Genomic DNA, 25,454 nt, shown 5'->3' with positions numbered 1-25,454 from the left:
AATTTATAAAAAAACTAACGTATGTTATCCTATGCGGGCAAAGTTTCTTTTTGGCCCCCAAACCGGCACTGTGTTTGCCGGTCTGCCGGTATTATGATATATTTACCAATTGTAGTAACATCAGACGTTATACAAACAACAACTTAAACCCTTTTTTATGTCTCAAAGAGTTCATCCGCTTAATGACCAAGTCAGTAAGCATAACATTCCGTACGGAGACAACGAAACCGATCTGAAAGGAGGGCACCCCCCGGGGCTGTTTGTGCTCTTCTTTACCGAGATGTGGGAGCGTTTCAGCTACTATGGAATGCGGGCGCTGTTTGTGCTCTTCTTAACTTCCACCATTGCGAACGGGGGCTGGGCCTGGGAACGGGACGAAGCCCTGAGATTATATGGTATCTACACCGGTTTGGTGTACCTGACCCCCATTGTGGGAGGCTACATTGCCGATAAATTTTTGGGCTACCGTACGTCCATCATTTTAGGGGCGCTCCTCATGACCCTGGGGCACGCGAGCATGGCGCTGGAAACGGTGGTGTTCTTTTACATTGGCCTTGGTTTGATAATTCTGGGCAACGGCTTGTTCAAACCCAATATCTCTTCCATGGTGGGCCAGCTGTACGCTAAGAACCAAGACAAGAAAGATGCGGCGTACACCATCTTCTACATGGGCATTAACTCCGGCGCGTTCTTGGGTATCCTGCTGTGCGGGTACATTGGGGAGAAAGTAGGCTGGAGCTGGGGCTTCGGGCTGGCGGGTATCTTCATGCTGTTTGGCATGCTGCAGTTTGCCTTCTCCAAGAACCTGTTCGGCAAGATAGGGCTGTCGCCCAAGCAGGAAACGGCTGCTGATGCGGCGGTAACGGCTGCGGCCAAAGCGCAGGAAGAGCCTTCGCACGTGGTAAGGGACCGGATCATTGTGATCTCAGTACTGGCTTTCTTCACCATCTTCTTCTGGATGGCCTTTGAGCAGGCCGGCGGCTCCATGACCATCTTTGCGGTAGACTACACCAACCGCCTGCTGGAGGGCGGCACGGCCACGGTCTTCAAGTGGGTGAATGCCATCCTGGTGGTAGTGCCCATGATTATCCTGACGGTGGTGCTTGGCAACCTGTTCCGGCAGACGTTCAAGCATATACCTTTCTCCAACCTGTTCCTGGGCACCAGCTTTGTCATTATCTGGGGCATTATCATCTGGATGCTGCAGCGTGAATTCGCGGCCGATGCCACCGAGGTGCCTGCTTCCTGGTTCCAGATCCTGAACTCATTCTTCATCATCTCCTGCGCGCCCATCTTCTCCAAGATCTGGGAGAGCCGGTTTAACCCATCGGGTCCGGTGAAGTTCGCCCTAGGCTTGTTCCTGCTGGGCATTGGCTTTGGTATTCTGGCCTACGGCGGGCTTTCTATTCCGCAGGGCGCCAAGACGGCCTCGGTGAGCATGGTGTGGTTAATCCTGGCGTACTTCTTCCATACCCTGGGTGAGCTTTGCGTGTCGCCGGTAGGGCTTTCTTACGTGAGCAAGCTTTCGCCGGCCCGCCTGGTAGGCTTGATGTTCGGGATCTGGTTCATTGCGAACTTCGTAGCCAATTACCTGGCTGGTTTGACCGGTTCCTTTATTGACAAAATCACCGAGCAGTACTCCATGTCGGCCTTCTTCCTGATCTTTACCGCGCTGCCTATCCTGGCCGGTTTGGTCATGCTGGCCCTGAACGGAACGCTTAAAAAGAAAATGCACGGCGTACACTAATTCGGGTACGGCCTAATCCAAAAGCCTCTGTCGCGCTGGTGCGGCAGAGGCTTTTTTTTGGGCGGGGATGGTCAGAAAAGATTTGGTAAATTTGTAAAGACAGAGAAGGAGCGCCGCGCACCGCCCGCCCCCAGTAGGAGAATGAAGAACAAAAACCAGCCCCTCGCCCCCCGTAAACGCCCCACCAGAACGGCTTCCCGCAAGAAGTCCGCCACTGCCTCTGCGGGTACCTGGTGGAAGCCGCTCACGCTGGGCATCGCGGGCTTTCTGGTGCTGTGCCTTATTATTGAGTATTTCAAGGAAGGCGGTCGCCTGGCTTTTCTTCGGCACAAGGTGGAAGAGGCCACCCAAACCAATACGGCCGTGACCTTTTCGCCGGAGGGCTATGAGGTGACCGGGCTGGACATTTCGCACCACCAGCGCGAGATAGACTGGAAAGCCGTCAAGGCGCAGAAGATCAAGTTCACATTCATCAAGGCTACTGAGGGCATTACCCACCAGGACCGCTACTTTGCCCGGCATTGGCGCCAGGCCAAAAAACACGACGTGCTCAGGGGAGCCTACCATTTCTTCCTGCCCGCGCGCGACGCCGAGAAACAAGCCCGCAATTTCCTGAACCGGGTAAAACTGGAAGCGGGAGACCTGCCGCCCGTGCTGGACGTGGAGGTGACCAACCACCAGTCTGACGAGGAAATTAGGGCCGGCGTGCAACTGTGGCTGGACATGGTAGAGGAGGAGTACGGACTCAAGCCCATCATCTACACCAACTACGCGTTCTATGAAAAGCACCTGGCCGGGTATTTTGATGCCTACCCGCTGTGGGTGGCGCACTACAGCCCCGAGAAAAGCCACCGCCTGGCCAACCGTGACTGGGTCTTCTGGCAGCACACCGAAACCGGCCGCCTGGAAGGGGTAAAGGGCAACCTGGACCTGAACGTGTTCAACGGCACTATGGAAGATTTGTACAACATGTGCTATGAACCTGAGACGCTGTAAGCCTGCAGAGCTTTATAAAATTATAGTATGAATCTTATAGGAGTAAACCTGTAAGAGGTTTGTAACTATTTGAAGTCGTGGAAAGGGTAAATACCTTTGGGAATAGTTTACCAAAGGCCTATGAAGCACTTTTTACGCAACCTAACGTTCTTTACCGCCCTCTCTTTTGTTGTACTATCCTGTAATCCTGTGGAGGAGGGGGTACAGCCCATCATCCCTGCCTCAGCGGAGGAGGAAGTCACCTTTGTCATCAGAACAGGTGACCATGAAACCACCAATCCTTTCAAGGGTTTGGTCACTAGTCGCCTTGCGTTTCAGGTCACGTTTGACTCCACCGCCATTTACCAGACCAAGGACCCCCAGAACCAGGCCGACATCAACAAGCTCTTCGGCATGGCCGACTGCGGTTCTTTCCACCACCAGAATAGTGCCCGCTTTGGCTGGCGCTGGTACAACAATAGGTTAGAATTGCTGGCCTATTCTTATGTGGCGGGCAAGAACACCTCTACCTTTATCACGGCGGTTGACCTGAAAAAGCCTACCGTCTGTGAACTTAGGTTAGAGGACAACAAGTACGTTTTTAAGGTGGGTGACAAGAAAGTGGAGCAAACCAGGGGCTGCACCGGAGAGGGGAAGGGCTACCAACTGTACCCGTACTTCGGGGGAGATGAAACCGCGCCGCACCAGATTAACATCAAACTGAAACCACTAAAGTAGCGCTGCTTTTTAGCTGTTTTCCTGAAAACAGGCCCAAAACAGAAAAGCGGTAAAAGAAAAAGCCCCGGTTGAAGAACCGGGGCTTTTTGTATATTCAGCGTGGGCTGAGGGCCGATTACATCATGCCACCCATGCCGCCCATTCCGCCTGGCATTCCGCCACCGGCGGCAGCACCAGCTTCCTCTGGCTCATCGGCGATCACGCACTCCGTAGTCAGCAACAGAGAGGCCACAGAAGCAGCGTTCTCCAGGGCAAGGCGGGTTACTTTGGTGGGGTCAATGATACCAGCCGCGAACATGTTCTCGAACTTGTCGTCGCGGGCGTTGTACCCATAGTCGGCTTTACCGGCACGTACTTCGTTCACAATCACAGAACCTTCGCCACCGGCGTTGGCCACGATGGTTCTCAACGGAGCCTCCAGGGCAGTGCGGATGATCTGCACACCTGTTTTCTCGTCTTCGTTGCGAGTTTCTACGCTCTCCAAGGCATCCAGGGCACGGATCAGGGCCACGCCACCACCGGCCACGATACCTTCTTCCACGGCCGCTCTTGTAGCGTGCAGGGCATCGTCTACGCGGTCTTTCTTCTCTTTCATCTCTACTTCAGTTGAAGCACCGATGTAAAGGATAGCCACGCCGCCAGACAGTTTCGCCAGACGCTCCTGCAGTTTCTCGCGGTCGTAGTCTGAAGTGGTTTTCTCAATCTGCGCTTTGATCTCGTTTACTCGGGCCACGATACCGTCTTTGGTACCTTTTCCGTTCACGATGGTAGTGTTGTCTTTGTCAATGATCACGCGCTCGGCCTGACCTAAGTACTCCAGGGTAGCGTTGTCCAGTTTGTAACCACGCTCCTCAGAGATCACGGTACCACCGGTCAGGATGGCGATGTCTTCCAACATGGCTTTACGGCGGTCACCGAAACCAGGGGCTTTCACCGCCGCGATTTTCAGGGAACCACGCAGTTTGTTTACTACCAGGGTAGCCAGGGCTTCGCCGTCTACATCTTCAGAGATGATCACCAGCGGCTTGCCAGTTTGTACCACTTGCTCCAATACCGGAAGCAATTCTTTCATGGTAGAAACTTTCTTGTCGTAGATCAGGATGTACGGGTTGTCAAACTCCGCTTCCATCTTCTCTGGGTTTGTCACGAAGTAAGGAGACAGGTACCCGCGGTCAAACTGCATACCTTCCACGGTTTTCACCTCGGTCTCAGTACCTTTGGCCTCTTCCACGGTGATCACACCGTCTTTGCCCACTTTGTCCATCGCATCGGCAATCATTTGTCCGATCTCGGTGTCGTTGTTGGCAGAGATGGTACCCACCTGGGCAATCTCAGAAGAGTTCTCAATTTTCTTAGACTGGGCCTTCAGGTTCTCCACCACTTTAGCCACGGCCTTGTCAATACCGCGCTTCAGGTCCATTGGGTTGGCACCAGCGGCTACGTTCTTAGAACCGGCCGTATAGATGGCCTGGGCCAATACAGTGGCAGTAGTAGTACCGTCACCGGCCATGTCAGCGGTTTTGGAAGCAACTTCTTTCACCAGCTGCGCGCCCATGTTCTCCACGGCGTCTTTCAGTTCAATTTCTTTGGCAACGGTCACGCCATCTTTGGTGATGCTAGGGGCACCAAATTTCTTGTCGATGATCACGTTGCGGCCTTTAGGGCCTAAGGTTACTTTCACGGCATTCGCCAGCGTGTCCACCCCTTTTTTAATCTTATTGCGGGCGTCAATGTCGAAAGTGATGTTTTTTGATGCCATAGTTTCTATTGTAGATTATGGTTGATGATAGGAATGATGATTAAAGAACGGCCAGGATGTCAGACTCGCGCATGATCAGGTAGTCAGCGCCATCCAGGGAGATCTCAGTGCCGGCGTATTTGCCGTACAATACTTGATCGCCAACTTTCAACTGTGACTTTACTAAAACACCTTGATCGGAGATTTTGCCTTCTCCTACGGCAACTACCTCGCCGCGTTGTGGTTTTTCTTTGGCAGTATCCGGGATGATGATACCAGACTTGGTTTTTTCTTCAGCCGCAGCAGGTAACACAATTACTCTGTCTGCCAATGGTTTTAGATCTAAGGCCATAGGTTTGTTATAAGATTAGATTAAGTTAACGATTTAGCCCGGCAGCAAGCCTGCGCGGGACGGTAAGCCTATTAGCGATTCCTGTGCCAAAGCCTGAATACTGCCAAACTTGCCACATTTTGTCAGGTTTGGGGCTGTCAGGTTTTCGCCGGTACTGACAAGCCCTTATGCAGCGACTTTAATTTTGTCAGCTTCCAGGAAGTTGTTCCGGCGTTTCAGGTTCATTTTCACAGAAACGGCCCCAAAACAGAGGGTAAAAAAGAAGAGTCCGAACCGGTAAGGCTCGGACTCTGAATAAAGGGTGTCTCAGTATCGGTTTTAATTACTGCTGGGCAGAGTCGCCGGCTGCGGGAGCCGGAGTTGCCGCCGGGGCCGGAGCAGCTGCGCCAGGCGCTGCGTTTTGCTGAGGGGCCGCTGGGGCAGGAGCGGGGGCCGCCTGGCCTGCGCGCTGCTCGTTGATGGTGCGGTTGTCAGCGCCGGTTCCGTCAGACACAATGGTATGGGAAGCCAGGGTTAGTACAATGATCCCGATCGCGAAGCCCCAGGTCAGTTTCTCAAGAAGGTCACCGGTGCGCTTCACGCCCATTAACTGGCTGGTGCCGCCGCCGCCAAACTGGCTGGACAATCCGCCGCCTTTGGAGTTCTGGGACAATACCACCAAAACCAACAGCACGCAGAGGAAAAGAATAACGCTGATCAGAGCAATGTACATAATTGGACTATTCGTTTCTTAATTTTTCAATTTGTTCAGCAAAGTAACTCTTTTTTTCGGGAAACTTCACTATAAGTTGTTCATAAATTTTGATGGCCTTTTTGCCTTTTCCCTGCTTAACGTAGATATGGGCAAGGTTTTCAGACACAATGCTTTTCTTGATCTTGGAGCTCTTCGCCGACAAATCCTCCTGCGGTTCGGTGGTCAGTTGGGCCATGGCCAGCGATTTGCGCTTGGGTGCCGAGGTCAGGAACTGGTTGATGATGTCCAGCTGCAGGTCTAGTTTGGCCGCCGGGGTGGGCTCAGGCGCGGGAGCGGGGGTGCTCTTCTCCTTCACGTGCTCCAGGATCAGCTCTGGCTGGAAATAGAACGGCGTGGCCGAGGTAAGCTCGTCTTTCAATTGAATGCTTTCGCCCAGACGGCTGGAGCCCATCCAATAGGCCAGGTTGTTCTGGTAGAAGATAGACAGGTACGGGTCCTGCGACTCTGGGGAGGCTGTACCGGCCTGGTCAGGCTCCGGCAGTTGCAGCATGGGGAACTCGTACCCCGAGGTGTCGTAGAGTGAGTCCAGTTCAGAGATCTCCAGGTACGCGCTGGGGGCAGCCGCAGAAGTGGCTTCTACCGCCACATCCTGGCTTGATTCTTCCTCTAAAGCTTCAGCACCGGTGCTGGCATCTGCGGTGATTTCTTCCTGAGGCTGCTCCTGGCTGGGAACGGGAGCCACAAAAGAGGTCAGGCTACTGATCTGGATCAGCTCCAGGAGTTCATCCAGGTTGTCTTCTTCCTCAGAAAGCTCCACAGTAAAGTCCAGTTCTTCGTCCATCTCCTCCAGGGTTGAAAGAGGCGCTTCCACTTCCGGTGCTACCTTGGAAATTTCCGCTTCAGGAGTTTCAGGGAGAGGGGTGTCTTCTACCTCAACTGTCTGGAAGGCTGCATCGTGCGCTGATTCTTCGGCAGAAAGCGTGTCCTCTGGGGTAGCAATTTCACCTTCTGAGATTGGCTCTTGCCCAAGTTCAACTGCGGAAAGGGAAGGGTCTTCCTCCTGCTGAACGGCTGGTTCTATGGTGCTAAAGGCACTGGCCTCAGGCTCAGCAAAGGCATCTGCTTCTTCCTGCTCCTGAGCAATCGTAACTTCCTCTTCTGTGTAAAGCGCTTCCGGCTCTGGGATAGTTTCTTCTACAACCGGAGAAGAAACTTCGTATTGAGCCTGATTTTCAGAAATTGGCTCTAAAACAGGAGCGGTAGCTTCAACCGGGGCAGCTTCCTTCTCTATAGTTTCAGCCGGCTCATTGTAGTAAGGAGAGGCATATACCAGTTGTTTCAGCAGTTGGCGGTTAGAAACGTGGGCGGCGGCTCTTCTGAGCTTTTGCGTGGAAAGCATGCTGCCGCGGTCATGGGCCGCTTTGGCTAACAGAACATGGGCGGTCTGGCAGTACGGAAAAGACACCACCAATTTCTCCAGGTCATCAACCTCCTGGTCCTGGATGGGGGCAACTTGCCGAACAATATTTAAAAACGCCGCTTTGTTCATGGAACTCCTTCTCTCTCTTTGCCGGGGGTGGCAAAAGCAATGTACTAGTGACTTAGGTTTTAGAAGATAAAGGCACTGAAATGTCTTTTTTCAGTGCCTGATCTGGTCTGCAAAGATACTTACCAATTCGCAACCGTTTTGGTAAAAACGCTATAAATAATGCGTTCGGTGATTTGCCTGATCTGCGCCTGGCTTATCTGGTTGATATCCAGGGTAGGTGGAAAATCGGCGAAGCCGGAGAAGCTTTGGTCAAAGTTGTTGGTGGGGTTCTTGGTGTCTGTATAGTTGATCTGCACCACAATGGTGAGGCGGTTGGCCCCGGCCTGGTCCAGCCCCACGTTACTGCCAGTGGGTACATCGCTACGTTGAATAGCCGCCGGACTAAACGTGTAGCTCATGATCTGTCCCTCAATCTGCAGATCGCCACCCTGGGGAAGAATACGTAAAGTGGTATTTCGCTGAAAGTAATCCTTGAAATCTTCGGTTACAAACTGCTGTAAGTTAGCGGGGCCCTGGCCCGAGGCATTGTTGAAGTTGGTGATGGAGATGGTTTTGATCTCTGGGGAAATGTTGGTTCCGGTGAAAGAGTAGCACCCGCCCAGCAGGATTGTGAGGCTGAGCAGGAGCAAGCTGGTAAAAAGATTATAAGTCTTCAAGGTCGTATTGTTTTAATTTGCGGTAAAGGGTACGTTCTGAGATGCCCAGGTCTTTGGCGGCGTATTTGCGCTTGTTCCCGTGCTTCTTCAACGCTTTCAGGATCATTTCCTTTTCCTTCTGCTCCAAAGAAAGACTCTCTTCTTCGGTTTCGTGCGAGATGTCCTCTACCTTTTCCTCCTCTTCGTAGTCCTCGGTGTCGTCCATGGACAGCACGTAGCCGTCGCGGCGGTCTGGGGCCCGGTACACCGGCTGCTGCTCATAGGGGCGCATCTCCTCAAACAAATGCCGGTTGGCCTTGAGAAGTTCCGCATCGCCCTGCTGGTGCGACAAAAGATCAAACACCACCTGTTTCAGGTCATTCATGTCTTTGCGCATGTCAAAGAGCACTTTGTAGAGCAGGTCCCGCTCAGAGATGCCGGCATTGTCTGAAGAGGAATGGGTGCTGAACAAGGCAGGCAACTGGTTTTGCTGCTCCTGGGGCAGGTATTTGCGCAGGGTAGCGGCGTTGATCTCACGCTCATACTCCAGCACCGAGATCTGCTCCACAATGTTCTTGAGCTGCCGGATGTTGCCCGGAAAGCGGTAGCGGAGCAGTTCCTGGACGGCCTCGGGCTGCAGGGTGATGGGCTTCACGTGGTACCGCTCGGCAAAATCAGAGGCGAACTTGCGGAAGAGCAGGTGCGTGTCCTCGCCGCGTTCGCGCAGGGGCGGTACCGTAATGGGCACGGTGTTGAGGCGATAGTAGAGGTCCTCGCGGAACTGCCCGCGCTCCACGGCCTGCATCAGGTTCACGTTGGTGGCCGCCACTACGCGCACATCGGTCTTCTGTACTTTGGAGGAGCCCACTTTGATGAACTCGCCGTTCTCCAGCACGCGCAGCAGGCGGGCCTGGGTGCCCAGGGGCATCTCGCCAATCTCGTCCAGGAAAATGGTACCGCCGTTGGTCACCTCAAAATAGCCTTTGCGGGCCTCGGCCGCGCCGGTGAAGGCCCCTTTCTCATGCCCGAACAGCTCTGAGTCAATGGTGCCCTCTGGGATGGCGCCGCAGTTGATGGCGATGAACTGACCGTGCTTGCGCGGACTCAGGTGGTGGATGATCTTGGAGAACGATTCCTTGCCGCTACCGCTTTCGCCTGTAATGAGCACGGTCATGTCCGTGGGGGCCACCTGTACCGCCACCTGGATGGCGTAGTTCAGCAAAGGCGAGTTCCCGATGATGCCAAACCGCTGCTTCACCGACTGTATTTCTATATCGCGCATGCGTTAATGTGCTAATGGTTGAATGTGCTGATGTGCTAATTCATTTTTTGAGAAATAGCACATTAAAAAATTAAAAATTAGCACATTATAAAACGGGTTCCCCGAACAAGGTGCCTACGGAGCAGTCGGTGATGCGCACGTCTACATAGTCACCTTTCTGGAAGTGCATTTTGGGGAAGATGACCACTTTGTTCTGGTCATTGCGGCCGCTGAGCATCTCGTCTGAGCGCTTGGAGAAACTTTCTACCAGCACGCGTTGCACCTGGCCCACGGCCAGTTGGTTGCGCACGTGCGAGTAATGGCGTTGCTTGTCAATGATTTCCTGCAGGCGGCGCTTCTTGGTCTCCAGCGGAACATCGTCCTTCAGCTTGCGGGCGGCCAGGGTGCCCGGGCGCTCTGAGTAGAAGAACATGTAGGCGTAGTCATACTGCACGTAGTCAATCAAGGACAAGGTGTCCTGGTGCTCTTCCTCGGTCTCAGAGCAGAAGCCGGCGATTATGTCCGTGGAGATGCCGCAGTCATGGCCCAGGATTCTTCTGATGGCGTCTACGCGCTCCATGTACCAGGCCCGGTCATAGGTGCGGTTCATGAGCTCCAGCACGCGGGAGTTGCCGCTCTGGGCCGGCAGGTGGATGTATTTGCAGATGTTGTCGTACTTCTTCATGGTGTACAACACCTCATCGGTGATGTCTTTGGGGTGGGAGGTAGAGAACCGCACCCGCAGGTCTGGGCTCACCAGGGCCACCCGCTCCAGCAACTGGGCGAAGTTCACGCGCTCGGTGCCGCCTTCTGAAGCCCACTTGTACGAGTCAACGTTCTGGCCCAGCAGGGTTACTTCTTTGTAGCCCTGGTTCACCAGTTCCTGCGCTTCGCGCACAATAGAGTGGGCGTCACGGGAGCGCTCGCGGCCCCGGGTGAACGGCACCACGCAGAAAGAGCACATGTTGTCACACCCTCGCATAATGGAAACAAAGGCGCTCACGCCGTTGCTGTTCAGGCGGATGGGGTTGATGTCGGCGTAGGTTTCCTCGCGGGAGAGCAGCACGTTCACGGCTTTCTGGCCTTCGTCTACGTTGCTGATGAGGGAGGGAAGGTCGCGGTACGCGTCTGGGCCCACCACCAGGTCCACCATTTTCTCTTCTTCCAGCAGGTTCTTCTTCAGGCGCTCGGCCATACAGCCCAGCACGCCCACCACCAAACCGGGTCTCTTCTTCTTGAGGTGCTGCAACTGGGTGAGCCGGTGGCGTACCGTCTGCTCGGCTTTCTCCCGGATGGAGCAGGTGTTCAGCAAGACCAGGTCAGCGTTGGTGACTTCTGAGGTGGTGTCAAAGCCGGCATCAAAGAGGATGGAGGAAACAATCTCACTGTCAGAGAAATTCATCTGACAGCCGTAGCTCTCAATGTAGAGTTTGCGCTGACGACCGGTGTTGGTGTCTTCGGTCACTTTGGTATCACACGCGGCGGCTTGCTCCGGTGTGCGGTTGTCTATGAAATCTAAGTCCAGGATGGGTGCGTGCATAAGCGGCAATTTAAAACACAAAGATAGGAATCTTAGAGCTTCTATGACAGAATGTCAGCTGATTTTTTAAGCCGGTGTTAGATAGAAGGTGTCGTGCGGATGGAGTAGCGAGGTGAATCACGGGCAAGGTGAAGCGCTGCACCTGTTAGTGCGGGCGCAATCTCCCAATTGATGTACTGCTCCTGTTACAGCTTCAGGTGGTATGGTCGGCAGGGTCTGCTTCTATCATAGACAGGCTCCTTTTGGGCAGCAAGGGTGTTTTGGGGCGGTTTTCCCTAAAACAGCGCTAAAACTCAGATACAGATTATCTATCAGCTGGTCCCTGAAGTACCTTATTGATGGCGGCTGCTTTTAATAGACACTCCTGGTATTCCTGCTCAGGATCTGAGTCATAGGTGATGGCGCTGCCCACCTCAAAGGAGAGGTAGCCTGTCTGGGTGTAGTACTGAATGCTGCGAATGACCACATTGAAGTCAAAGTCACCGTTGGGCAGGAAGTACCCGAAGGAGCCGGAGTATAGCCCCCGTTTGGTTTTCTCGTACTGCTCAATCAGTTCAAGGGCCCTCAGTTTGGGGGCACCCGTCATGCTGCCCATGGGGAACGCCGCTTTGATAGCCTCCACTGAACTTACGTTTGACGGAAGCTGGCCAGTTACCGTGGAGATCATCTGCCAGACGTACCGGAAGCCATACAAGCCAAACAGCTCCTCTACCTGCACGGTACCGGTGGCGGCCACGCGGTTGAGGTCGTTGCGGACCAGGTCCACAATCATCATGTTTTCAGCCTGTTCTTTCTCGCTGGAGGCCAGCAGCTGGCGCTGCCGTTCGTCCTCGGCCGGGGTGCCGCCACGCCTGATGGTGCCTTTGATGGGTTGCGTAATGAGCAGGGATTTCTCTTTTTTGAGAAACCGCTCGGGGCTGGCACACAGTAAGTAGCGGTCCTGTACCTTAAGAAACCCTGCAAATGGAGTAGGGGAGGTCTGCGTCAGTTCCCAGAAGAGCGGCAAAGGATTTACCGTCACATTCTCGGCGTAGAATTCCTGGCAGTAGTTCACCTCATACACATCGCCCTCCAGAATATGGTGCCGCAGGTGCTCCACCGCCTGCACGTATTCGGCCTTAGAAACGCGGGCCTGCGTTTTCACGGGATTTTCAGGAAAATGGCCTGAAAACGGGGTGTTCAGGATCTCCTCGGCCACGGGGACCAGGTCTGCTGAAAGGGAGTGGAGGACCACCGCCTCTTCGCCCCACTCCAACCAGACCTCGGGCTCAAAGAAGTACAGTTCCGGAAAACCGATAAAGTCAGGATGCCTGCTCTGGAGGTTCTCCAGGCTGTTTTTCAGGTCATAGGTGAAATAGCCCAGCAACGGGGTTTGTGGGTTAGCTTGCAGCCTTTGCTCCAGGTCCTGCCAGGTTAAAAGTGCACGACCGCTGCTTTCTTTTTGGACCCCCAGCAGGTTCCGGAAAGCGCCATGCCGGTAGGCGATGTGGTTAGAATCATAGTAGGCCACTACCTCATGCCACTGGGTGGCCCAGGCCAGGGCCTGTTGTTTCCATTGGTGGGCAGGGACAGAAAGGGAGGCGTAGGGCAGCGTGAGCTGGGGCATAAGGGTACTAAGCAAACCGGTAAAAAGCCACTGCGGTGGGTAAAGTCGCCCGGCTACCTGTTGTTTTACGGTTGTTTTCTTAAAAATAGGGCCAAATCAGGGGCAGTCTCTAAGGCTTGCCTGCTTGTACCCGGGCCAAAAGGACACAAAAAAAGGATGGTCCTCACCATCCTTTTTTCATTATCTAGAAGCTAATGCGGCTTAGGCAATTGTTTTCTGCTCCACATCGGCCAGGATACGACCGCAGTGCTCGCACACGGTGATTTTCTTCTTGGCCGCGATGTCTGACTGGCGCTGGGGCGGAACGGTGTTGAAGCATCCGCCGCAGGCGTCGCGCTTCACGGTCACCACGGCCAGGCCGTTACGTACGTTCTTGCGGATGCGGTTGTAGGCGAACAGCAGGCGCTCTTCAATGTGCTTCTGCGCTTCTTCCTTCTCCTCGTTCAGCTTGCGCTCGTCTTCCTCGCTCTCGCTCACCATTACCTGCAGTTCGGCATTCTTAGTGTTGAGGTCTTTCTGGCGCTCTTCCAGACGGTTTCTGGTTTCCTGGATTTCCTGATTCTTTTGCTCTATCTGGAAGTTGGCCTCCCGGATTTTCTTCTCGTTGATCTGGATTTCCAGCTTCTGCAGTTCAATCTCTTTGGTGATGGCGTCAAACTCGCGGTTGTTGCGCACATTCTCCTGCTGCTCTTCGTATTTCTTGATCAGCTTCTCAGCGTCTTTGATGCCTTGTTTGCGGTTGGCAATCTGCTGCTGCAGCTCGGCAATCTCCTCATCAAATTTGCTTACGCGTACTTGGTAGCCGGCAATCTCATCTTCCAGGTCACGAACCTCTTCGGGAAGATCGCCTCTAATTTGTAGAATTTTGTCCAATTGAGAATCTAAGCTCTGAAGTCTTAGAAGTGCATCTAACTTACTTGCTACAGTACTTTCCATGTATTATTTAGCTGTGTCTAACGGGATTTGTATGGGTAGAGGACAAATCAACCGCAAAATTAGCAAAAGATTTGGTAAGTATATCATAAAAAAGCTCCTTAGTATAAACTTCACTTTCATAGTGACCCACGTCTACCAGGGCCATGTGCTCCGTGGACTCAAAGAACTCATGGTACTTGAGGTCGGCGGTGAGGAACACGTCGGCCCCGGCGGCTTTGGCCTGCCTGATCAGGAAGCTGCCCGCCCCGCCGCACACGGCCACCCGTTTAATGGGCTTCTGGGGCCAGGCGGTATGCCGAAACGTGCTGATCTGCAGGCTGTCTTTCACGTGTTGCACAAAGGCCTCGGTTTCTAACGGTTCTTCCAGTTCGCCCACCATGCCGGCGCCCACTTCCTGGTTCTCGTTCTGCAGACTCACCAGGTAATGGGCCACTTCCTCATACGGGTGGGTCTGCTGCAGGGCCCGCATGATCTGGTTTTGTTTGAACGCCGGAAAGATCACCTCCAGCTTGTTTTCAATGGTTTCCTCGGTTTGGCAGGGCTCCCCAATGTGCGGGCTGGCTTGCGTCGAAGGGGTGAAGCGGCCGGTCCCGGTCACCCGGAAACTGCAGTCTGAGTATTCGCCAATCTGGCCGGCCCCGGCCTGGTGCAGGGCGGTGAGCACTTTCTCAGTGTCTTCCAGCGGTACGTAGGTTTCCAGTTTGGTCAGGAGCTGGGTTTTGGGCGCCAGAATGCGGGTATTGGCGAGGCCCAGTTTCTGGCTGAGTTTGGCGTTGACGCCGTTGTGCACGTGGTCCAGGTTGGTGTGGCAGGCAAAGATGGCAATCTGGTGCTGCAGGGCTTTCAGGATCACCCGCTCCACCGGGGTTTTTCCCGTGAGGCTTTTCAGGGGCTTGAAGATCACCGGGTGGTGGGCCACGATGAGGTTGCAGCCTCGGTCTATGGCCTCCTGCACCACGTCCAAGGTGCAGTCCAGCGTCACCAACACCTTGGTAACTATCGCGTTTGGGTCGCCTACCTGAAGCAAAGCATTATCATACGATTCCTGATAGGCAGGCGGGGCGTATTGCTCCAGCACCTGCACCACTTCTTTTATCTTGGTCATTTTATTGGATTAAAGCCATGGAAGGCAAAGAAAGGTAATTTTCATGTACTTTTGCAGGTAATGCCCGCTATGCTGCCTGTCGTTCGGTTCCTGTTGTTCCCGTTTGCGCTCCTGTACGGGGGCATTGTGCGTTTGCGCAATTACTTATACGACTGCGAGGTTTTCAGCGTCTACCGGGCTCCCGTGCCGGTGATCTGCGTGGGCAACCTGAGCGTGGGCGGCACCGGCAAAACTCCGCAGGTAGAGTACCTGGCCCGCCTGCTGCAACCCAGAAGAATTGCCATCCTGAGCCGGGGCTACAAGCGCGCCACCAAGGGGTTTGTGCTAGCCGATGAACGCCCCTCGGCCACCTCGCTGGGCGACGAGCCGTTCCAATACACGCAGAGCCTGCCGGGGGTGGTGGTGGCCGTTTGCGAAAAACGGGCCGAGGGAATCCAGCGGCTGCTCCGGCTTTTCCCGGACCTGGAGGTCATCTTACTGGACGATGCCTTTCAGCACCGGGCGGTCAAAGCCTCGGCTTACCTGCTGCTCACCGACTATTCCCGACCTTTCACCAAAGACTACCTGTTGCCCCTGGGCCGCCTGCGGGAACCCAAGACCGGAGCCCGCCGGGCCCAGGCCGTGGTGGTGACCAAATGCCCAAATATTTCCAAGGAAGAACAACAGAGCATCCGGGCGGAGATAAGGCGGTATGCCGGCCCCACTACCCCGGTGTTTTTCTCGCAGGTGGTGTATGCCCCGCCTGTACCAATTGGGCGCGGTAACACGTTAGGGAAAAAGCTGATTTTGGTAACCGGCATTGCCAACGCCACGCCCCTGGTGCGGCACCTGCAACACGCCGGGCATGAGCTGCTGTGCCATTTTGAGTGGGAAGACCATGCCGCCGTCACGCCAGAAAAGATCAACGAAGTGGTGGCGCAGTACCAGGCGTACCAGGATAGGGCCATCAGCATTGTTATGACGCAGAAAGACGCGGTGAAATGGCAGGATTCTGCCCTGGAGCCGCTCTGGAACCAGTTGCCGGTCTTTTTCCTGCCCATCACCAATGCCTTTGCCCCGCAGGAACCCAGCTTTGATGCCATCCTTAAGGGCTGGGTACTTCCGCCCGGTTCAGATTTTATTCATTAATTTTGATCGTGAATTACAAGAAACTCCTTGCCGCGGCTTTCCTGATCTGGGTGGGAACTCTCTCCCAGGCCCACGCGCAAATCCTGAACGACTCCACCAAGGCCATCTATGGCTCGGCCACCACCATGGTGATCCGGGAGGCAGACATTTTCAAGGGCAACCTGACGCCCACGCGCATTGACACCTCGCTCACCAACCTGCCTACTTACCGCCATTGGTACTATGACACCACCCTGCAGCAAGACCTGGGCAACGTGGGCACGGCCTCTCAGCCGCTGTTCTGGCGCATGCCTACCGTGCTGGGAAACAGACTAGGCCGCAACGCCTTCGACCCCTACGCCGTTAACCCGGCTACCCTGGAGTACTATGACACAAAATCGCCTTTCACGTTCCTTAATTACGTGCAAGGGGCGCTGGGCGAGCAAATCTTCCGGGCCAAGCATACCCGCAACGTGTCGCCCAACTGGAACGTGGGCATTGGCTACGAACGAGTGGGCGCTGAGCGGCAGATTGGGAGCATCAGTTCCCGGCTAGACGGGCTGGTAAGCCACTACGGCATCCAGGCCTTCACCCACTATTTCAGCAAGAACGAGCGCTACCGCCTGATGGCGAACTACAACCAGACCAGCCATGAGCAGATAGAACTGGGCGGCGTTCGGCCCGAAGCAGGGGACACCTATGATAGCCTCTTTGACTATAAAAGGGAATCTATCTGGCTGCAAAAAGCGGCGTCTGAAGAAAAACGCAACAACCTGCATGCCACGCAGTGGTACAAACTGCTAGGACCGGGGCTGCAGCTTTACCATACCCTGGATGCCGGCACCCAGAACAATGCGTTCTCAGATCAGCAACTGCCTTATGAGACCGTTGGCACCGGCAACACCGCCCGCCAGGTGTTGAAGTTCTACCCCCAGGCGCGGCTAGACGCCTCCCGCACCTATGACGACTCTTACTTCAAGCAGGTGGAAAACACTTTCGGGGTAATGGGCAGCACCAAGTATTTTGTGTACCGGGCCTACGCCAAGCGCCGCGACGGCTCCTACGAAGTGACCGCCGAGGGAGTAGATATTCAGCAGCGGGCTGGCCAGGAAGACACCCTGGTTTATTATGTAGACCGCCAGAAAAGAACCATCGCTGATAATTTCCTGGGCGGTGAGGCGCAGTTCAGGCTCAAGAACGACATTTACGTCACCACCGATGGCGAGTTCCAGATTGGCGGCGGTGATTACCGCCTCAACGCCCAGGCCCGCTTCAAGTACCTCACGCTGCGGCAAACCAGAATTTCTTACTCGCCCACCTTGCTGCAGCGTTTGTTCATTAGTAACCACTATGAGTGGCTCAATGATTTTGAGAACACCCAGGCCAACCAGACCGCTGCCGGCATTGAGGTAGGATTCAAGAACCATTACCTGAACGGGCAGGTCCAGTTTACCAACCTGCGCAACCACGTCTACTACCAGGATTCGGTCGCCAACAACCGGGCAGTTTGGGGCACCCCAGCCCAGGAAACTGGGACTACTAACCTGCTGCAGGCGAACCTCAGGTACCGGTTCAACGTCAAGTCCTTCGTGTTGGACAATACCGTGTACTACAACCAAGTTACCGGCGAAGACGTGATCCGGATGCCGGAGTGGTACGTGAACTCCCGGGCCTACGTGCAGGGGCCACTCTTCAAGAGAGCCATCTTTGTGCAGGCCGGGGTAGAGATGACCTGGCACTCTGAGTACTACGCCGATGGTTACATGCCGGTCACCCAGCAGTTCCACCTGCAGAACCGCTTCCTGGTGCGCCGCTATCCTACCTTAGACGTTTTCCTGAACACCGACATCAAAACCGTGAACCTGTTCCTGAAACTGAGCAACGTGAATACCGTGACCAGGAGCTGGGAACCAGGGTACTTTACCACTCCTTACTACGTCGCCAACCCGTTCAGCTTTGTCTTCGGGCTGGAGTGGAACTTCTATGATTAAGTTTTTTAAGATTTGGAGATGTGAGGATTTGAAGATTTGCAGATGTGAGGATTTGAAGATTTGCAGATGTGGGGATTTGATATGACAGGGGCCATTAGCTGAAAGAACCGCTTGGTTTTTGAGCAGTTTTCAGGAAAATGACCCTTAAACAGCTCCCATACTGCTCAGTGCCTGAACTTGGCTAACATCTCAAAATCTCCACATCTACAAATCCCCACATCTCCAAATTTCCTCGTCTTCAAATCCCCAAATATACCCATCTTCAAATCTTAAACCCGTGGCCAAGTCAATTCTTAAACTACAGCTGCCCACTGATCCGCGGTGGGTGAACATTGCGGAGATGAACATCCGCGACATTCTGGTGGACCATGCCTTCTGTGAGCAGAAAGCGGCTACCTCGGGCATTTCGCTCATCGTCAAGTACCCCGACAAAACCAAGCTGGTGGAGGAAATGACCGCCCTGGTGGCTGAGGAATGGAGCCACTTTGAACGGGTGCTGGACGAACTAAAAAAGCGCGGCTTTGAACTGGGCCGCAATCGCCCCGATGAATACGTTGTGCAACTCAGCAAACACATCCGGAAAGGCGACAAACGGGAGCGCCAGCTCATGGACCACCTGCTGGTGAACGCCCTCATTGAAGCCCGTAGCTGCGAACGTTTTAAGCTGCTCTGGAAGAACCTCAAAGACGAAGACCTGCAAAAGTTCTACTATGAACTCATGGTGTCAGAGGCCGGGCATTACGTGAGCTTCGTGAAGCTGGCCAAAGAATACATGCCCAAGGAAGTGGTAGACGCCCGTCTGCAGGAACTCCTGCAAATTGAAGCCGAGATCATTGCCAACTTAGAATACCGCCCAGACCGGATTCACTAACCTTCGATTTGGAGATTGGGAGATTTGGAGATTTGAAGATTTGAGGATGTGATGATTAGATAATGTGGAAATGAAATGATGCGTCAGAAGGAGCTTAACTGAGTAAGATTAGGCAAGCAGTTAGGTTTGGGCAGGCCGTAAGGTCAACTTATGGACTTTCTTCTCCCATTTTTCTTTTGTCATCCTGAAAGGATCTTGTGAGCGAACAGTAGAAGCGTTGCTTCAAAGCTACTCCCTAAGGCCACTCGCACAGAACAAGGGCCTGCTGGTAAAAAGTAGAGGGGTTTCGGGGCTGTTTTTGTGAAAACAGCCCCGAAACCCCTCTACTTTTCAAACCTCCAAATCCTCAATTCTTCACATCACCCCATCTCCAAATCTTCAACTCTTCACATCTACAAATCTTCAAATCTTCAAATCTTCAAATCTCTATATCTCCCCATCTTCAAATCAATAAATCAAGTCTTCTGCTTTTTCTTCTTGGCGGCCGGGAACAGGATGTTGTTTAAAATAAGCCGGTAACCCGGCGAGTTGGGGTACAAGGATAAATCAGTGGGTTCTTCTTCCACGAAGTGCTGGTAGTCCTCGGGGTCGTGGCCGCCAAAGAAGGTCCAGGTGCCCTTGCCGAAGGTGCCGTGAATGTAGCGGGCCTCGTCAATAGACTTGGTTTCGCCCATGACCACCACCTCAGATTTAATCAGTCTTTTCTTGAAACCCGTGGTGAGGCCCATGAAGCCTTTGATGGTTTTCTCGTGGTTCTGGGTGAGCATGGTAGGGATGGGGTCCCACTTGGCCGAGTAGGTGAACAGCTGGAAATAGTCGTTGTTCTCGCGCAGCCCGCGTTCCAGCTGCGAGTTGTCAATGTTGGAGAACTCGGGGTGGAACGGGTCGCGGATCAACGTAAAGTCCTTGAAGGCGAAGGTGTTGTCATAGTTGAGCTTCTGCTGCGCCTGAGGGTCTGAGGGGTCGCCGTCAAACATCGACTCGGTGATGTCCAGTCCCACGGCAGCCAGGGCAATGTCATAGGTGTCGGTGGCCGAGCACATGGCGAACATAAAGCCGCCGCCAGCGCAGAAATCCCGAATGCGCTGGGTCACGGCGCTCTTCAGCTGGGTCACCTTGCTGAACCCGAACCGCTTGGCAATGGCCTCTGATTCGCGCTTCTGGTCCAGGTACCAGGGCGCGTTGCGGAAGGCGGCGTAGAACTTGCCGTACTGGCCGGTGAAATCCTCGTGGTGCAGGTGCAGCCAATCGTACTTGGGCAGCTTGTCTTCCAGGATGTCGGGGTCATACACCACATCGTAGGGAATCTCGGCGTAGGTGAGCACCAGGGTCACGGCATCGTCCCAGGGTTGTTTGGACTTGGGCGAGTACACGGCAATCTTGGGGGCCTTCTCCAGCTTCATCACGTCCATGTTGGACTCGGGGGCGGCAATCTCGGCCAGGACCTGGCTGTACTGCGCATCAGAAATGGTCTGGTAGCTGATGCCCCGCACCACCAGTTCGTTCTCCAGTTCCTGGGCGTACTTCATGCCAAAGGCGCCGCCCTTGTAGTTCAGGAGCCAGTCTACCTCGGTTTGCCGCTGCAGGGCCCAGTACGCCAGCCCGTAGGCCTTGAGGTGGTTCTTCTGGCTCTGGTCCATGGGCAGGAGCAGATAAGAAGCCCAGCTGGCCGGGCCCCACAGCAGCAGGGCCAGCAGCAGGATACAAAAACGGGGTAAAGTCTTCATCTGGAACGGTTTAGAACGAATGTAAGAAAAACGGGCAATAAACGGGAAAACCTGTACTTTTATACGGTAAGAAAACGCTCTTTTGTACGACAGATAAGCTGTTCTGGTACTGGTTCACGCGAAAACATGAATTTCATAGAAAACACCAAGGAGGGGTTCAGGTCCATTAAGGGCAACCTGCTCCGCACCGTGCTTACCGCCCTCATCATCTCCATCGGGATTATGTCGTTGGTAGGTATTCTAACGGCCATTGAGGGAATCAAGTATTCGGTTTCCAACACCTTTTCTACGCTGGGGGCCAATTCCTTTGACATTGAGAAGAAACAGGACCAGGGTCGCCAGAGCGGGGGGCGGCAGGGCAAAGTGTACCCCGACATTACTGAGTTCCAGGCCAAGCAGTACAAGGAGCTCATGCAAGACAAGGCCCGCGTGAGTTTGTCTACGTACGTGAGCGGCGCCACCTCCGTGAAGGCCGGTAACATCAAAACCAACCCCAACGTGAGTGTGATTGGCGGCGACGAGAACTACCTGGTCAACGAGAACTATGACATTGAGATTGGCCGGCCGTTCTCTTCAATGGAGTACGAGAGCGGGGCCCCGGTGGCTATCATTGGCGAGGAGATCGCCGAAAAACTGTTCCCCAAGCAAAGCCCCGAGGGCAAGCACCTGGTCATGCTGGGCCGTCGGTTTAAGGTGGTGGGCAAGATCAAGAACGAGGGCGGCGGCCTGGGCGGCGGCGGCAGCAACCGCCAGATCATTATTCCGCTGGAAACGGCCACCCAGATTCCCACGCCAACTCCTCTGACGTTCAGCATCAAATCAGCCATTCTGAACGAGACCAGCCTGGCCTACGCCATGGAGGAAGCCACCGGCATCATGCGCAAGGTGCGGCAAGACCGCCTGGGGCAGGAAGACTCCTTTGAGATTACCCGCAGCGACTCGGTGGAGCAAACCCTAAACAAGATCACCGGCTACCTGAAAACGGGCGGTTTCCTGGTGGGCTTCATCACGCTGCTGGGCGCCTCTATTGGTCTCATGAACATTATGATGGTGAGCGTGACCGAGCGTACCCGCGAAATCGGCATCCGCAAGGCCCTGGGCGCGACCATCCACCAGATTAGGCAGCAGTTCCTGATTGAGGCCATTGTGATCTGCGTGCTGGGCGGCATTGCCGGCATTATCCTGGGCGTTCTCATGGGCAACGGCATCGCCATGCTGATTGGGCAGGGCGAGTTCTTCGTGCCCTGGCTCTGGATGCTGGTGGGCATGGTGATCTGTATTTCCGTGGGATTAGCCTCCGGCTTTTACCCCGCCTACAAGGCCTCCAAGCTTGACCCCATAGAATCATTGCGGTATGAATAAAGGAGGGGATGATGCGAGTACCAAAAAAAGGCTGCCTATCACCGGGCAGCCTTTTTCGTGCGTTTTCAGAAAAACAGTCCATTTTCCTGAAAAGTAGCTCGGGGTTAGGGTTCTTTAGTTTCCTGATTAGTAGAGTAGCCTTGGCTTGCGAGGGCATCTGCCTGTGCCTACGTGCCGAACGTAACCGCGTAAGGGTGAGCGAGCTCCTCAGGTGCCATGCCTTAGGGCTTTCACCCAGCGCATAAAAAAAGCCTGACGTGGGTCAGGCTTTTGGGTGATTTGACATGTATCAAGAAAGTTTATTTCTTGGTGTTTTTGCTGGTCTTGTATTCTTCGTTGAGGGCTTTTACCGCATCATTGGTAATGTCAAGGCTGGCGTCTCCGTAGAGGATGGCACTGTTGCCGCGGGTGTAGGTCAAGACCATTTTATAGCCTTTTTCCTGGCTGATTTTCTTGAGCTGGGCTTCTACTTTCTCGTAGATTTTGCGCATCTCATCGCTCTCATCTTTGGCCAGTTGGTTGCCAGATGATTGCTGCTGGGCGGCTAGTTGCTGCTCTTTCTGCGCTAACCGCTGCTCGGTGGCGGCGCGTTGCTCCTGGCCCATGCCGGCGGCAGCCTGTCTGTACTGCTCTACCTCGCGCTGGAAGCTGTTGGCTTTTGTGCGCAGGTCGGTTTCCATTCGTTTGCCTTTGGCTTCCAGCCTGGCTTTCACATCTTTAAAGTACTGGTAGTTGTTCAGTAAGGTGTCTGAGTTCACGAACACAATCTCGGGAGCCTGGGCAGCAGCCGGGGCGTCCTCGTCATCGGCCGCAGTAGCGGCTGCCGGAGTGGTTTCGGTCTTGGCCGCCGTTTTTTGGTTGGAAGCCTGGTCGTTTGTACAGGCGGCAAAAGAAGCTGATAGAACAGCCAGGAAAAGAAGCTTTTTAGATACGCTCACAATCAATAATTAAGGAGTTGGAATGATGGGGAACAGGGGCCGCGAACCAAGATTCACGGCCCCTGTTCCAATGTAAGGCACCAATTTAAGAAAATAAATTGTAAGCGTAAGAGGAGGCCCCGGGGAAGATTAATTTCCGCCGGCCCGGTTCACCTCGTCCAGGCTGGCGTTGCGGCGCTTCATCTCAAATTTTTCGCCTTTGTTGAAGCGGTACCGCACGTTTATCCTTACGCTGCGCTGGTAGTGGTACATGTCAATGGCGTTGGTGTTGCCGTCCACGTTAGACATGCCGCGCATTTTGCGGGTCCGCAGCAGGTCGGTGCCGGTGAGGGTTACATCTAATTGGTCATTCAGGAAAGAGCGCTTAAGGCCCAGGTCTACCCAGTAGCTGGGTTTGGTCTGGTACACGTTGAACACGCCTGCGCCCTGATACCCGCCGGTTACCTCCAGTTTAAAGTTCTTGGGCAGGATCACGTTGTGGTTGGTCTGGGCCATGAACATCACCTGGTCGTTCTGGATCACCTTGCCTTTTACCGGGGTTCTGTAGTTCTGGTACGCCACGGTCACGTTGTTGTTGAAGTTCCACTTAGAAGTCACGTTCACCGGGGCCACCAGGGTGGCGTTCATGCTCTCGCTTTCCACGTTCTGCTGCTGGAACACAATCTCGTTGGTCTCCGTGTTGGGGGTGGGCACCTCAGACATGGTGTCTTTGCTCTTTGAGTAGCCAATGATGAGGTTGTAGGTCTTCCGGAAGGTTTGGGTAAACTGGAACGAGTTGGTGTATTGCGGCCGCAGGTACGGGTTGCCCTGGGCGTAAGTGTTGGCATCAATCAGGAAGATAAAGGGGTTCAGGTTCTCATAACGGGGGCGATTGATGCGGCGGCTGTAGTTGTAGCTCACGGTGTAGTTCTCAGAGATGCGCTGCTGCAGGAACACGCTGGGGAAGAAATCAAGGTAATGGCGGTTGGTGGTGGTGTGGGTGTACACCGAGCGGCCTTTGGAGTCGGTGTACTCGGCGCGCGCCCCCGCCTGCAGGGTCCACTTGCTGCCCAGGGCCGTGCTGAAGTTCACGTAACCGGCGTAGATAGCCTCGTCAAAGATAAAGTGGTCGGTGCGTTGGGGGTCAAGGATTCTCTGACTTCCTTCCACTTCGTAGAAGTCTATCTGGTTGTCTGAGCGCACGTGGCTGCCTTTGGCCCCCAGTTCCAGCTTGCCCTTGAGCGAAGGCAGTGGCCGCGAGTAGTCTACCTTGGCAGAGTAGATCTGGTAGCTGGTGGGATTGTCGTTTTCCAGCAGGCTGTCGTTGGTGAGCAGGCCGCTCTTGTAGGTGAGGCTGCGGAAACTTCCGTCGCCGGTGTCCTTGATCCGGACCACGTCCACATCGGCACTGATGGTAGAACCTATAGTGTCTAACTTGCCCAGGTAGTGAAGGTTAAGCGAGGCATTGGTGAACCGGCCGTTGTCCAGGTTGGTGCTGTTGTTCAACTGGTGGGGGGCTTTGCTGCCGGTGGTGTTGGTGATCACGCTGTTCTGGTTCTGCGAATGCGAGAGGTTAAGGGTGCCGCCTACGCTGTGCTTGGCAGAGAAATCATAGTCGGTACCCAGGCGCAGGGAGGGGGAGAACTGGCGCCCGTCTTCCTTGCCGGCCAGGTGCAGCGTGGACACGGTGCCCTCATGCTGGAAGCGGCGCTCCATGGTAAACTCGCGGCCTCTGGGGCGGCTGGCCAGGTCCAGGTTGGCGAAAGAGCTCCACTTGCCCTGTTTCAGGTTAAGGTTACCGCCGCCGTTCACGCCATGCTCGCGGTTAAACTGGTAGCCGGCGTACACGCTGCCGTTCAGGCCGGCCAAAGTGTTTTTCTTCAGGTTCAGGTTGATGATGCCCGAGGTGCCTTCGGCGTCAAACTTGGCCGAGGGGTTGGCGATGATCTCCAGATTCTTCAGGTTTTCGGCAGGCATGCCCTGCAACATGGTTTGTAGTTGTTTGCCATTCAGGTAGGTTAATTTTCCGTCAATCATCACGCGCACGCCCTCTTTCCCGTTCAGCTGAATGTTTCCGTCCTGGTCTACCCACACGCCCGGCGACTTGGTGAGCACCTCGTAGGCGGTGGCCCCGGCGGCCATGGCGGTGCCTTCCACGCTCACCACCATCTTGTCGGCCTGCAGGTCCACGGTGGGTCTGAGGCCCTGCACGGTCACTTCCTTGAGCACCTTGGCATCCTGTTTCAGGGTTATTTTCCCGAAATCGCGCGAAAAACCGGTGCCGGTCACCTCAAAGGCCGCCAGGTCCTGGGTTGCGAAGCCCATGGCGCTGATGCGCAGCAGGTATTTGCCGGGAGCCGGGGTTTTCAGCTTGAAGGTACCGTCCAATTCCACGGCGGTGCCGGTGAGCAGCGCGGCGTCTGCTGCCTTCAGGAGCGCCACGGTGCCGTAGCTCAGCGGTTCACCTTTCTCATCTACCACCAGCCCGCTCAGCGTGGCAGGGGTCTGACCAAAGGCCGCCTGGGTAAGGAACGCCAGCGCCGCCATTAACAGGAGGATGTTATAAAACTTTTTCATGACGAGTAGAATTATAGGGTTTGGAT

General features: G+C 54.5%; 20 protein-coding genes. 7 read left to right on the top strand and 13 right to left on the bottom strand.

Going from position 1 to position 25,454, the window contains the following annotated elements:
• Nucleotides 1–157 precede the first annotated feature (157 nt).
• The 3 genes from JT718_RS05785 to JT718_RS05775 all read left to right on the top strand — a co-directional run bounded on the left by JT718_RS05785 (nt 158) and on the right by JT718_RS05775 (nt 3,460).
• On the top strand, nt 158–1,747 hold the full coding sequence (locus JT718_RS05785) for a peptide MFS transporter (protein WP_205500922.1): 1,590 nt from the start codon (nt 158–160) through the stop codon (nt 1,745–1,747).
• Nucleotides 1,748–1,888: 141 nt separating this feature from the next.
• Nucleotides 1,889–2,743 (top strand): glycoside hydrolase family 25 protein, encoded by an 855-nt coding sequence (locus JT718_RS05780; RefSeq protein ID WP_205500921.1) that lies wholly within the window; start codon nt 1,889–1,891, stop codon nt 2,741–2,743.
• 120 nt (nt 2,744–2,863) lie between these two features.
• Entirely contained in the window at nt 2,864–3,460 is a 597-nt protein-coding gene (locus tag JT718_RS05775; protein ID WP_205500920.1) for a hypothetical protein, read from the top strand.
• A gap of 115 nt (nt 3,461–3,575) precedes the next feature.
• On the opposite strand, the gene groL is transcribed toward JT718_RS05775, so the two are convergent.
• The 10 genes from groL to JT718_RS05725 all read right to left on the bottom strand — a co-directional run bounded on the left by groL (nt 3,576) and on the right by JT718_RS05725 (nt 14,876).
• Nucleotides 3,576–5,219: a chaperonin GroEL gene (groL, locus tag JT718_RS05770; protein ID WP_205500919.1), complete on the bottom strand. Its 1,644-nt coding sequence runs from the start codon at nt 5,217–5,219 to the stop codon at nt 3,576–3,578.
• A gap of 40 nt (nt 5,220–5,259) precedes the next feature.
• Entirely contained in the window at nt 5,260–5,550 is a 291-nt protein-coding gene (gene groES, locus JT718_RS05765; protein WP_062546033.1) for a co-chaperone GroES, read from the bottom strand.
• Between the two features lie 322 nt (nt 5,551–5,872).
• Entirely contained in the window at nt 5,873–6,262 is a 390-nt protein-coding gene (gene secG / locus JT718_RS05760; RefSeq protein ID WP_205500918.1) for a preprotein translocase subunit SecG, read from the bottom strand.
• A 7-nt stretch (nt 6,263–6,269) separates the two neighbouring features.
• Nucleotides 6,270–7,793 (bottom strand): DUF8458 domain-containing protein, encoded by a 1,524-nt coding sequence (locus JT718_RS05755; RefSeq protein WP_205500917.1) that lies wholly within the window; start codon nt 7,791–7,793, stop codon nt 6,270–6,272.
• A 119-nt stretch (nt 7,794–7,912) separates the two neighbouring features.
• Nucleotides 7,913–8,449 carry an LPS assembly lipoprotein LptE gene (gene lptE / locus JT718_RS05750; RefSeq protein WP_240336942.1) on the bottom strand — a complete coding sequence of 179 codons (537 nt, stop codon included), beginning with the start codon at nt 8,447–8,449 and terminating at the stop codon, nt 7,913–7,915.
• Nucleotides 8,436–9,710, bottom strand: coding sequence for a sigma-54 interaction domain-containing protein (locus tag JT718_RS05745; RefSeq protein ID WP_205500916.1), 1,275 nt, complete (start codon nt 9,708–9,710; stop codon nt 8,436–8,438). Before JT718_RS05745 ends, lptE begins: the two co-directional genes overlap by 14 nt.
• Nucleotides 9,711–9,795: 85 nt before the next feature.
• A complete protein-coding gene (gene miaB / locus JT718_RS05740) occupies nt 9,796–11,229 on the bottom strand; it encodes a tRNA (N6-isopentenyl adenosine(37)-C2)-methylthiotransferase MiaB (protein WP_205500914.1) in 1,434 nt (477 codons plus the stop codon).
• Nucleotides 11,230–11,533: 304 nt separating this feature from the next.
• Nucleotides 11,534–12,835 carry an anthranilate synthase component I family protein gene (locus tag JT718_RS05735; protein ID WP_205500912.1) on the bottom strand — a complete coding sequence of 434 codons (1,302 nt, stop codon included), beginning with the start codon at nt 12,833–12,835 and terminating at the stop codon, nt 11,534–11,536.
• 201 nt (nt 12,836–13,036) lie between these two features.
• Nucleotides 13,037–13,771, bottom strand: coding sequence for a zinc ribbon domain-containing protein (locus JT718_RS05730; protein WP_205500910.1), 735 nt, complete (start codon nt 13,769–13,771; stop codon nt 13,037–13,039).
• Nucleotides 13,772–13,778: 7 nt separating this feature from the next.
• The gene (locus JT718_RS05725; protein WP_205500909.1) at nt 13,779–14,876 is read right to left on the bottom strand and encodes a Nif3-like dinuclear metal center hexameric protein; all 1,098 of its coding nucleotides are present in this window, start codon (nt 14,874–14,876) and stop codon (nt 13,779–13,781) included.
• Nucleotides 14,877–14,945: 69 nt separating this feature from the next.
• Here JT718_RS05725 and lpxK point away from each other — a divergent pair, with 69 nt between their 5' ends.
• The 3 genes from lpxK (at nt 14,946) to JT718_RS05710 (ending at nt 18,845) form a co-directional block, all read left to right on the top strand.
• Entirely contained in the window at nt 14,946–16,004 is a 1,059-nt protein-coding gene (gene lpxK / locus JT718_RS05720; protein WP_240336941.1) for a tetraacyldisaccharide 4'-kinase, read from the top strand.
• An 8-nt stretch (nt 16,005–16,012) separates the two neighbouring features.
• Entirely contained in the window at nt 16,013–17,974 is a 1,962-nt protein-coding gene (locus JT718_RS05715; protein ID WP_205500908.1) for a putative porin, read from the top strand.
• A 277-nt stretch (nt 17,975–18,251) separates the two neighbouring features.
• A complete protein-coding gene (locus tag JT718_RS05710; RefSeq protein WP_317195484.1) occupies nt 18,252–18,845 on the top strand; it encodes a MiaE family protein in 594 nt (197 codons plus the stop codon).
• A gap of 455 nt (nt 18,846–19,300) precedes the next feature.
• Here JT718_RS05710 and JT718_RS05705 read toward each other — a convergent pair whose 3' ends face one another.
• Complete coding sequence (locus JT718_RS05705) at nt 19,301–20,572, bottom strand: asparagine synthetase B (RefSeq protein ID WP_205500907.1); 1,272 nt, start codon at nt 20,570–20,572, stop codon at nt 19,301–19,303.
• Between the two features lie 126 nt (nt 20,573–20,698).
• Between JT718_RS05705 and JT718_RS05700 the strand changes: the two genes are divergently transcribed.
• Nucleotides 20,699–21,934 carry an ABC transporter permease gene (locus tag JT718_RS05700; protein ID WP_205500906.1) on the top strand — a complete coding sequence of 412 codons (1,236 nt, stop codon included), beginning with the start codon at nt 20,699–20,701 and terminating at the stop codon, nt 21,932–21,934.
• A gap of 299 nt (nt 21,935–22,233) precedes the next feature.
• Here JT718_RS05700 and JT718_RS05695 read toward each other — a convergent pair whose 3' ends face one another.
• Nucleotides 22,234–22,872 (bottom strand): OmpH/Skp family outer membrane protein, encoded by a 639-nt coding sequence (locus tag JT718_RS05695; RefSeq protein WP_317195483.1) that lies wholly within the window; start codon nt 22,870–22,872, stop codon nt 22,234–22,236.
• 129 nt (nt 22,873–23,001) lie between these two features.
• Nucleotides 23,002–25,428 (bottom strand): outer membrane beta-barrel family protein, encoded by a 2,427-nt coding sequence (locus tag JT718_RS05690; protein WP_205500905.1) that lies wholly within the window; start codon nt 25,426–25,428, stop codon nt 23,002–23,004.
• Nucleotides 25,429–25,454: the final 26 nt, after the last annotated feature.

The organism is Rufibacter psychrotolerans (genome assembly GCF_016924645.1).
Classification (GTDB): Bacteria; Bacteroidota; Bacteroidia; order Cytophagales; family Hymenobacteraceae; genus Nibribacter; species Nibribacter psychrotolerans.
Note: the sequence above shows the minus strand (reverse complement) of the source record. Positions and strands in the feature narration are given on the sequence as shown.

Excerpts from the sequence above, each read along its gene's own strand:
- JT718_RS05700 (WP_205500906.1), top strand. The coding sequence starts at position 20,699 with ATGAATTTCATAGAAAACACCAAGGAGGGGTTCAGGTCCATTAAGGGC.
- JT718_RS05745 (WP_205500916.1), bottom strand. The coding sequence starts at position 9,710 with ATGCGCGATATAGAAATACAGTCGGTGAAGCAGCGGTTTGGCATCATC.
- JT718_RS05705 (WP_205500907.1), bottom strand. The coding sequence starts at position 20,572 with ATGAAGACTTTACCCCGTTTTTGTATCCTGCTGCTGGCCCTGCTGCTG.
- secG (WP_205500918.1), bottom strand. The coding sequence starts at position 6,262 with ATGTACATTGCTCTGATCAGCGTTATTCTTTTCCTCTGCGTGCTGTTG.
- JT718_RS05785 (WP_205500922.1), top strand. The coding sequence starts at position 158 with ATGTCTCAAAGAGTTCATCCGCTTAATGACCAAGTCAGTAAGCATAAC.
- groES (WP_062546033.1), bottom strand. The coding sequence starts at position 5,550 with ATGGCCTTAGATCTAAAACCATTGGCAGACAGAGTAATTGTGTTACCT.
- JT718_RS05735 (WP_205500912.1), bottom strand. The coding sequence starts at position 12,835 with ATGCCCCAGCTCACGCTGCCCTACGCCTCCCTTTCTGTCCCTGCCCAC.
- JT718_RS05755 (WP_205500917.1), bottom strand. The coding sequence starts at position 7,793 with ATGAACAAAGCGGCGTTTTTAAATATTGTTCGGCAAGTTGCCCCCATC.
- JT718_RS05775 (WP_205500920.1), top strand. The coding sequence starts at position 2,864 with ATGAAGCACTTTTTACGCAACCTAACGTTCTTTACCGCCCTCTCTTTT.
- groL (WP_205500919.1), bottom strand. The coding sequence starts at position 5,219 with ATGGCATCAAAAAACATCACTTTCGACATTGACGCCCGCAATAAGATT.
- JT718_RS05725 (WP_205500909.1), bottom strand. The coding sequence starts at position 14,876 with ATGACCAAGATAAAAGAAGTGGTGCAGGTGCTGGAGCAATACGCCCCG.
- JT718_RS05690 (WP_205500905.1), bottom strand. The coding sequence starts at position 25,428 with ATGAAAAAGTTTTATAACATCCTCCTGTTAATGGCGGCGCTGGCGTTC.
- miaB (WP_205500914.1), bottom strand. The coding sequence starts at position 11,229 with ATGCACGCACCCATCCTGGACTTAGATTTCATAGACAACCGCACACCG.
- JT718_RS05730 (WP_205500910.1), bottom strand. The coding sequence starts at position 13,771 with ATGGAAAGTACTGTAGCAAGTAAGTTAGATGCACTTCTAAGACTTCAG.
- JT718_RS05780 (WP_205500921.1), top strand. The coding sequence starts at position 1,889 with ATGAAGAACAAAAACCAGCCCCTCGCCCCCCGTAAACGCCCCACCAGA.
- lpxK (WP_240336941.1), top strand. The coding sequence starts at position 14,946 with ATGCTGCCTGTCGTTCGGTTCCTGTTGTTCCCGTTTGCGCTCCTGTAC.